This window comes from Deltaproteobacteria bacterium (assembly GCA_003696105.1).
GTDB lineage: Bacteria > Myxococcota_A > Polyangia > Haliangiales > J016 > J016.
The window spans coordinates 1-7,916 of record RFGE01000077.1; the positions used below are offsets into that span (position 1 = coordinate 1).

Sequence of the window (7,916 nt, forward strand, 5' to 3'; positions counted from 1 at the left end):
CATCAGGCTCCCCCGGGTTGGACCTTTGTAAGTTTTCGTAAACCCACAATGATCCTCCCGGTGGGAGTTTTCAACTCTTCAGACGGTGATCGATCCGGGATAGTAGCGGGCGCCGAGCGAGCCGGCGATGTAGCTGTGCGAGCCCGGGCCGACGAACTCGAGGGCGTACGCGAGTTCGAAGAACGCGTCCACCGGCGCGCGGCGGAAGTCCATGGTGAGGCCGAACGGGACGCGCACGCCCACGTGGGTGTGGCCGTCGTCCGGTTCCGGGTCGTGGACGTGGTGGTGGCGGACCTGCCCGCCGACGCCGATGTGCAGCGCCAGCTGAAGCGTCGGGTTGTGGACGAGGACCGCCGGATGCCACAGCACGTCGGCGTGCAGTTGCGTGCCCTCGATGTGGACGTGGTCGCCGTGATGGTCGTGGTGCCCGTAGTAGGAGGAGCCCACCCCGAACGCGAGGGCGATCGGGGCGTCGAGGTGGAGCTTGCCGGACAGGCCGGTCGGGCTGCCGAACATGAGTCCGAGGCCGAAGGTCTTGTCCGTGTGATAGGACGCGCGATGCGACGGCCGTGCGCCGGCGCGCGCCGGCGGCCACGCGACCGCCGCGACGACGGCCGCGCCGAGGAGGGCGAATCGTGCTGACCCCATGCCGCGAGTGTGGTGCAGGGGTCGTGCCGGCCGCAAGCTCCCGGTCGGACGTGGCGAGCCGGGAACGCTTCGGCTCCGGCGGAGCCGTTCGGTTCCAGCCGCCGGCGGCCGCGGCGACCGGGCGCCGGCTCAGCGGCGGCGGATCCGGTGGCGGCGGAGCAGCCGTTCGAGCGACTTCGGGTGGATGCCGGCGGTGGCCGCCGCGGCGCGCAGGTCGCCGCCGTGGGCGTCGACCAGGTCGCGCAGGTACTCGCGATCGAACTGGGCGCGCGCCTGCTCCAGCGGCAGCCAGGCCCGCCGCGTGCGGGCCACGGACGCGCGCAACTCCACGAGCTGCGTCAGGCCGTCGCGCGCGAGGGCGGCCGGGTCGGCCAGCGCCGCCGCCCGCTCGATCGCGTTGCGCAGCTCGCGGACGTTGCCCGGCCAGTCGTGGTGCGCAAGCGACGCGAACGCTTCTTCCAGGTGCGGCAGCAACCACCGCGGGTCGCGGCCGCCGGCGTCGAGCAGGTCGCGCAGAAAGTGGCCGGCGAGCAGTGGAATGTCCTCGCGCCGTTCGCGCAGAGGCGGGATCTCGATCGGCAGCACCGCGAGCCGGTAGTACAGATCGCTGCGGAACGCACCCTGGTCGACGAGCGCGCGCAGGTCGCGATGGGTGGCGGCGACGATGCGCGGATGCACGTCGATTTCGCGCGTGTCTCCGACGCGGACGATGCGGCGCGCCTCGAGCGCCCGCAACAATTTCGGTTGCAGGTGCAATGGTAGTTCGCCGATTTCGTCGATGAACAGCGTGCCGCCGGTGGCGCGTTCGAATACGCCCGGCCGGTCGGAATCGGCCCCGGTGAACGCGCCGCGCACGTGGCCGAACAGTTCGGACTCGATGAGGGTCGGCGCGACCGCACCCGCGTCGAATACGACGAACGGGCCGCGGCCGACCGGGCTGTGCGCGTGAATCGCGCGGGCGATGACATCTTTCCCCGTACCGGTCTCCCCCAGCAGCAGGACGGGCATGTGGGTCGCGGCGGCGCGCCGGGCGAGCGCGAACACCTCGCGCATCGCGACGCTGCGCCCGACCGCGTCGCCGAACCGGTCGTCGGCCGACAGTTCGACCTCGACGTCGCCGTCGAGCCGGCGCACGGCGATTTGGCTGTCGCCGATCGCGATCACGGCGCCGTCGTCGAGATAGGCGTCGCGCACGCGGACGCCGTTGACCGCCGTGCCGTTGGCGCTGTTGGTGTCGATCGCGCGCAGACCGCGGTCGCTCGCCTCGATGCGCAAGTGAAATCGAGACACCTTCGGGTCGACGACGACGAGATCGTTGGAGGGATGCGAGCCGATTGCCAGGCGCCTGCCGGACAGCTCGGCGCGGGCGCCGGCCGACGGGCCGGCGGTGACGTCGAACCGCACGCGGCGCACGCGCAGCGCGACGTCGCGGCCCGCCACCTGGACCACCGTCGTCGCGGCGCGGCGGGGATCGGTCGTCACGGCTCACGCGTCGGCGGGCTCGGCCCGCGTCGCCGTCGCGGCTTCGGACACGAGGCGGCACGGGTCGCAGCGGTACGTGAAGCCGTCGATACCGGCCGGCGTGGACCCGAGCGATTCGGTCGCCCAGGGGGCGCGGCACGCGGGGCACACGTCGCGCGCATCCTCGACTCGCCGCCCCCAGAAGTGGCGCAGGAAGTAGTAGGTGGCGATGCCGGTCACATCCTCGACCGCGCGGGCAAGCTCGCGTCCTTCCGTCGCCAGTGGGCTGTCGGGTTCCGATAGCTCGCGATACGCGGCGCTCTCGAGGCGACCGGACTGGATCCACAGCTCCTCGTGGAGCTGCGCGCGGCGCATCCACACGACCAGGTTCTCGCGAACGTCCCATCCGATCGGCAGGCGGAACAGCGGCACCGGCGTACCGGCGCGGCCCTCGCGCACCGGCGACGTTTCGCGGAACACGTCGGCTTTGAGGACGAGAGCCGGCGCTCCCGTGGCGTCGCCCGCGTCGGTGTCCGTTTCGTCGCCGACGATGCGCCACGCCGGCGGCTCGGCGCACAGCGCGCGTACCTGTTTCGCGGTCCCGGCGACGCCGCGCGACGCGTGGGCGTCGTCGAGCGCATCGGCCGTCGGCACGTGGAACGTGGCGCGCAATGTTCCATCGACCCAGCCGACGACGGCGCGGCCCCAAAGCTGGCCGTTGTTGCGGAGGCGGGCGAGCAGCGCGCCGGCCCAATCCTCCAACTCGCGGCGGCCGGCGTCGCCCGCATCGCGCGGGACGAACGTGTACTCGCACAGCATCGCGCGCAGTGTAGCCCGAACCGTGCGGGCGCGGGCGGCGCGCGGTAGCATCTGTGACGTGCGCGTCGTCGGGCTCGATGTCGGCTCCAAGACGATCGGCGTGGCGCTGTCCGACGAACTCGGCATCGCCGCGCACCCGATCGATACGCTCGCGCGCCGCGGCACGGACGAAGACGCGGCGCGGATCGCGGCGTTCGTCGCGGAGCGCGGTGCCCAGGCGGTGGTCGTCGGTCTGCCGCTCGAGCTGTCCGGTGCGGTCGGCCGGCGCGCGCGGCGGGTCCGCGTGCTGATCGACGCGCTGCGCCGCCGGCTGGGCGACGGCGTGCCGGTCCACGAGTGGGACGAGCGATTTTCGACCGCGGCGGTCGAGCGCGTCTTGATCGACGCGGACGTGTCGCGGGCGCGGCGCAAGCAGGTGGTCGACAAACAGGCCGCGGCGTACATCCTGCAGGGGTGGCTCGACGCGCAGAGGCCGTGACGCCGGGGCCCGGTTGTCGGCTCTGTGGTCGCCGAGTATGGTTTCCGAGTTGTCTCGCCGATCGTTTCGCATCGCGCTCGCCATCGTCGTCGCGTCCGTGGTCGCGGCCATCGCGGCGGGGGGCGTCGCCGTCAAGCTGGCGCTGGACTACCCGGACCGGCCGCACGCCGGACAGGGCCGCACCATCGAAGTGCAAATCGACCGCGGAATGAGCTTTCCGGCGGTGGCCGAGCGCCTCGCGCGCGCCGGCGTGATCGACCGGCCGAGGTGGTTTCGCCTGTACGCGATGCACCGCGGCGCGACGACTCGCGTGCGGCACGGCCGCTACCCGCTTCGCGACGACATGACCCCGCGCGAGGTGCTCGACGCGCTGTTGGCCGGCGTCGAGGACGTCACCGTGCCGGTGACGATCCCGGAAGGGCTCCACATTCTCGAGGTGTTCGCGATCCTCGACCGCGCGGGGGTCGCGCGCGCCGCCGACCTCGAGGCGGTGTGCCGCGACCCGGAGTTCCTGGCGGACCGCGGGATCGCCGGCGACACCTGCGAAGGCTATCTGTTTCCCGACACGTACCGGTTCCGCGCGCCCACGCCGGCGCGGGCCGTGCTCGATCGCCTGATCGAACGGCACCGCGCGGTGTGGCAGCAGGCGCGCCGCAAGCATGCCGCGAGCGTCGAGCGCCTCGAACGCAAGCTCGGCTGGACCGACCGCGAACTGCTGATCCTCGCGTCGATCGTCGAAAAGGAGGCGGCGGTCGACAGCGAGCGCGAGCGCATCGCGCAGGTGTTCATCAACCGCCTCACGTCGCCGTCGTTTCGGCCGAAGCGGCTCGAGACGGACCCCACGATCCGCTACGGCTGCACGGTTCCGCTTGAGAAGTCCGCCGCCTGTCGCGCGTGGGATCCGACGCAGCGGTTGCGCCGTCGCCAACTAGACGACGTCGACAACCCGTACAACACGTACCGCCACGAGGGCCTGCCGCCCGGGCCGATCGCCAATCCCGGGCGGCGGTCGATCGAGGCCGCGATGAACCCGGACGGCAGCCGGTTTTTCTACTTCGTCGCGCGCAACGACGGCACGCACGTGTTCTCGAAGACGTTGGCCGAGCACACGCGCTGGGTGAACCGGTACCAGAAGTGACGGCGCGATCCCGCGCGCCGCATCATGCGTCCGGCGCGCCTGCGTCCGGCGCGCCCGCGTCCGGCGCGCCCGCGTCCGGCGCGCCCGCGTCCGGCGCGCCCGCGTCCGGTGGCATGTCCGATGGGCACCCGGCGACCGGGGCGGGCAGTGCGTCCCCCGTCGTACCGGGCTCGATCCGGATCGCGGCGAACGTCGACCCATCGAGGTTGATGCGGGTCGGCCGCACCACGTCGCCTTCGAGGTCGCCGCAAAACAGGTCCTCCGTGCGGATAATTCCGTGCAACGTCAATTTGACGTCGACCTGCGCCCCGGTGATGCCGTTGGCCTCGCCCGGCACCGTGCTCTCGCCGGAGGCGTCGAACTGCCCCGCGCGCGACACCTCTGCCATGTAGGTCGAGTCGAACCCGTCGATCGGCTCGCGCGTATCCCGGTGCAGCGGCGTGAGCGTCATCGCGAGCATCGGGATGTCGCCGGATTGGTCGAGGGATACGGTCGCGCGGTACTGAAACGGAATATCCGGCGCGATCACCGGGCTCATCGACAACAAGAACTCGCCCGTGACGTCGGGAATCTCGTCGACCGGTGCCGCGTCGACTCGCACCTCGACTGCGGCGTCGACGACGTGCCGGCCGAATTCGTCGAACTTGCTCCGGGGATCCGCGCACGCGGCGAAGGCGCACGCGATGGCCGCCGGCGCGACAATCCGCTTTACTGACGACATACGAACATCCATGGCAAAAGGGGGGAAGGTGCCCGCGAGCCTACCATTCGCGGTCGTGAAACGGCAGTGATGGCGCTCGCGTTTTCCACGCCGTGTGGATCGGCGGCGTCGACGGCCACCCAGTTTGCAGGATGCAGGTACACCGGAAGCGGGCGTTCCGCCCGCGCCGCGTGGCCGTGTGGACCACGCGGTCGTACGTGCCGTTGTGCCGCGCGGCGTCGTCGTCCGCATCGGCGCTGGCGCGCGCCGCCCGCCCGCCGCTGACGCGCGCGCCGCCCGCCGCCGATCGACCCGCTCGCACGGCGCGCAGCGCGGCGCCGGCGCAGTCGCCGCGGGCTCGTCCCGCGCCGCGTGCGGTCCGGGACGCGCGGGCGCCGCCGCGCGAACCGGCCGATTCGGACGGCCGCGGTCGCCGCCCCGAATCGGCGGGGCCGGTTTGTGGGCGCGATCCGGCCCCCGTGGTACGGTTTCGGCCAGGAGGAGGAACCCGGCATGAGCCTCACCAGCAAGATTGCTGCGCTGCAGGATTACGACGAGTACAAGGAGCTCCACTGGGAGGGCACCTTCGAGGACTACCTCAATCTCGTCCGCAAGAACCCGCGTGTGACGCGCAACGCCTTCCAGCGCCTGTACGACATGGTCCTGTCGCACGGCCAGGAGGAGTACATCGACAACAAGAAGAAGGTCATCCGCTACAACTTCTTCAAGGACGAGCAAAACGGCGGGCGCGACGCGGTCTACGGCCTGGACATTCCGCTGATGCGCCTGATGAACGTGCTCAAGAGCGCCGCGCAGGGCTACGGCACCGAGCGCCGGGTGATTCTGCTTCACGGCCCGGTCGGGTCCTCCAAGAGCACGATCGTCCGGCTGCTCAAGCGCGGGCTCGAGGACTACTCGCGGACGCCGGAAGGGGCGCTGTACACCTATGAATGGGAGTTGCCCGGCGAGCTGGCACAGCTCGCGGGCGGGCAGGAGGTGTTCCCCTGTCCGATGCACGACGAGCCGCTGCGGCTGGTTCCGGCGCAGTGGCGCGAGCGCGCGTTCCGGGAACTGGGCCTCGGCAACGATGACTACCGCGTCCAGATCGTGGGCGACGTCAACCCGGCGTGCCGTCAGATCTTCCGCGAGCTGATGGGGATCTACAAGGGCAACTTCGAGAAGGTGATGTCCCACGTGCGCGTCAAGCGTCTCGTGCTGTCCGAGCAGGACCGCGTGGGCATCGGCACGTTCCAGCCCAAGGACGAAAAGAACCAGGACTCGACCGAACTCACCGGCGACATCAACTACCGCAAGATCGCCGAGTACGGATCGGACTCGGACCCGCGCGCGTTCAACTTCGATGGCGAGTTCAACGTCGCCAACCGCGGCATCATCGAGTTCGTCGAGATTCTGAAGCTCGACGTTGCGTTCCTGTACGACCTGCTCGGCGCCACGCAGGAACACAAGATCAAGCCGAAGAAGTTCGCGCAGACCGACATCGACGAGGTGATCATCGGTCACACGAACGAGGCCGAGTACAAGAAGCTGCTGAACAACGAGTTCATGGAGGCGCTGCGCGACCGCACCGTCAAGGTCGACATCCCGTACATCACGCGGTGGTCCGAGGAGGTCAGGATCTACAAGAAGGACTTCAACCGCGAGCGCGTCCGCGGCAAGCACATCGCGCCGCACACGATCGAGATGGCGGCATTGTGGGCGGTGCTCACCCGGCTCGAAGATCCGAAGAAGCACAACCTGTCGTTGCTGCAGAAGGCCAAGCTCTACGACGGCAAGACGCTGCCCGGCTTTACGCAGGACAACATCAAGGAGCTGCGCAAGGAGGCCGAGCGCGAGGGGCTCGACGGGATCTCGCCGCGCTACATCCAGGACAAGATCTCGAACGCGCTCGTGTCGGACAAGGCGACGAGCAGCGTCAACCCGTTCATGGTCATGAACGAGTTGGAGGCCGGGCTCAAGCACCACTCGCTGATCGCGAGCGAGGAGGAGCGGCGCCGCTACAAGGATCTGCTGACCGTCGTGAAGCAGGAATACGAGGACATCGTGAAGAACGAGGTGCAGCGCGCCATTTCGGCCGACGAGGATGCCATCGCCAAGCTGTGCGCCAACTACATCGACAATGTGAAGGCGTACACGCAAAAGGAGAAGGTGAAAAACCCCTACACCGGCCAGTACGAGGAGCCGGACGAGCGGCTCATGCGGTCGATCGAGGAGAAGATCGACATCCCCGAGAGCCGCAAGGACGACTTCCGCCGGGAGATCATGAACTACATCGGCGCACTGGCGGTCGACGGCAAACAGTTTGACTACCGCACCAACGAGCGGCTGCAAAAGGCGCTCGAGGCCAAGCTGTTCGAAGATCAGAAGGATTCGATCAAGCTCACGTCGCTGGTGTCGAACGTGATCGACAAAGAGACGCAGGAGAAGATCGACGTCGTCAAGCAGCGCCTCATCCGCGACTTCGGCTACGACGAGGAGTCTGCGACCGACGTGCTGAACTTCGTCGCGTCGATCTTCGCCCGCGGCGACGTCAAGGACTAGCATGACTCGCGCGTCGATTTCGCGTTCATGTCGCGCCGCGTTGCGGCTTTGGCGCGCGAATTACCGGCCGCCGGTTCCGGTTCGGGGCCTCGCGGGGTGCGAGCTGCGCACCG

General features: G+C 69.5%; 8 protein-coding genes. 3 read left to right on the plus strand and 5 right to left on the minus strand.

All coding sequences use genetic code 11. The features are described from left to right. Positions 1–78 precede the first annotated feature (78 nt). The 3 genes from D6689_04980 to D6689_04990 all read right to left on the minus strand — a co-directional run bounded on the left by D6689_04980 (position 79) and on the right by D6689_04990 (position 3,054). A complete protein-coding gene (locus tag D6689_04980; GenBank protein RMH43497.1) occupies positions 79–648 on the minus strand; it encodes a hypothetical protein in 570 nt (189 codons plus the stop codon). Positions 649–777: 129 nt separating this feature from the next. Next, positions 778–2,130, minus strand: a complete 1,353-nt coding sequence (locus tag D6689_04985; protein ID RMH43498.1) for an FHA domain-containing protein — start codon at positions 2,128–2,130, stop codon at positions 778–780. 3 nt (positions 2,131–2,133) lie between these two features. Beyond that, positions 2,134–3,054: a hypothetical protein gene (locus D6689_04990; protein ID RMH43499.1), complete on the minus strand. Its 921-nt coding sequence runs from the start codon at positions 3,052–3,054 to the stop codon at positions 2,134–2,136. On the opposite strand from D6689_04990, the gene ruvX reads away from it, so the two are divergent. Further along, positions 2,987–3,406 (plus strand): Holliday junction resolvase RuvX, encoded by a 420-nt coding sequence (gene ruvX, locus D6689_04995; protein ID RMH43500.1) that lies wholly within the window; start codon positions 2,987–2,989, stop codon positions 3,404–3,406. The genes D6689_04990 and ruvX overlap by 68 nt on opposite strands. A 37-nt stretch (positions 3,407–3,443) precedes the next feature. Beyond that, positions 3,444–4,544, plus strand: coding sequence for an endolytic transglycosylase MltG (gene mltG, locus D6689_05000; protein RMH43501.1), 1,101 nt, complete (start codon positions 3,444–3,446; stop codon positions 4,542–4,544). A gap of 22 nt (positions 4,545–4,566) precedes the next feature. On the opposite strand, the gene D6689_05005 is transcribed toward mltG, so the two are convergent. Then, complete coding sequence (locus tag D6689_05005) at positions 4,567–5,265, minus strand: hypothetical protein (protein RMH43502.1); 699 nt, start codon at positions 5,263–5,265, stop codon at positions 4,567–4,569. A 40-nt stretch (positions 5,266–5,305) separates the two neighbouring features. Continuing rightward, on the minus strand, positions 5,306–5,566 hold the full coding sequence (locus D6689_05010; protein RMH43503.1) for a hypothetical protein: 261 nt from the start codon (positions 5,564–5,566) through the stop codon (positions 5,306–5,308). A gap of 191 nt (positions 5,567–5,757) precedes the next feature. Between D6689_05010 and D6689_05015 the strand changes: the two genes are divergently transcribed. Further along, positions 5,758–7,803, plus strand: coding sequence for a serine protein kinase (locus D6689_05015; protein RMH43504.1), 2,046 nt, complete (start codon positions 5,758–5,760; stop codon positions 7,801–7,803). Positions 7,804–7,916 lie beyond the last annotated feature (113 nt).

Coding starts and splice junctions, on each gene's coding strand:
- D6689_04980 (RMH43497.1), bottom strand. CDS start 648: ATGGGGTCAGCACGATTCGCCCTCCTCGGCGCGGCCGTCGTCGCGGCG.
- D6689_04990 (RMH43499.1), bottom strand. CDS start 3,054: ATGCCGAGTTCGTCGGACAGCGCCACGCCGATCGTCTTGGAGCCGACA.
- mltG (RMH43501.1), top strand. CDS start 3,444: ATGGTTTCCGAGTTGTCTCGCCGATCGTTTCGCATCGCGCTCGCCATC.
- D6689_05005 (RMH43502.1), bottom strand. CDS start 5,265: ATGTCGTCAGTAAAGCGGATTGTCGCGCCGGCGGCCATCGCGTGCGCC.
- D6689_05015 (RMH43504.1), top strand. CDS start 5,758: ATGAGCCTCACCAGCAAGATTGCTGCGCTGCAGGATTACGACGAGTAC.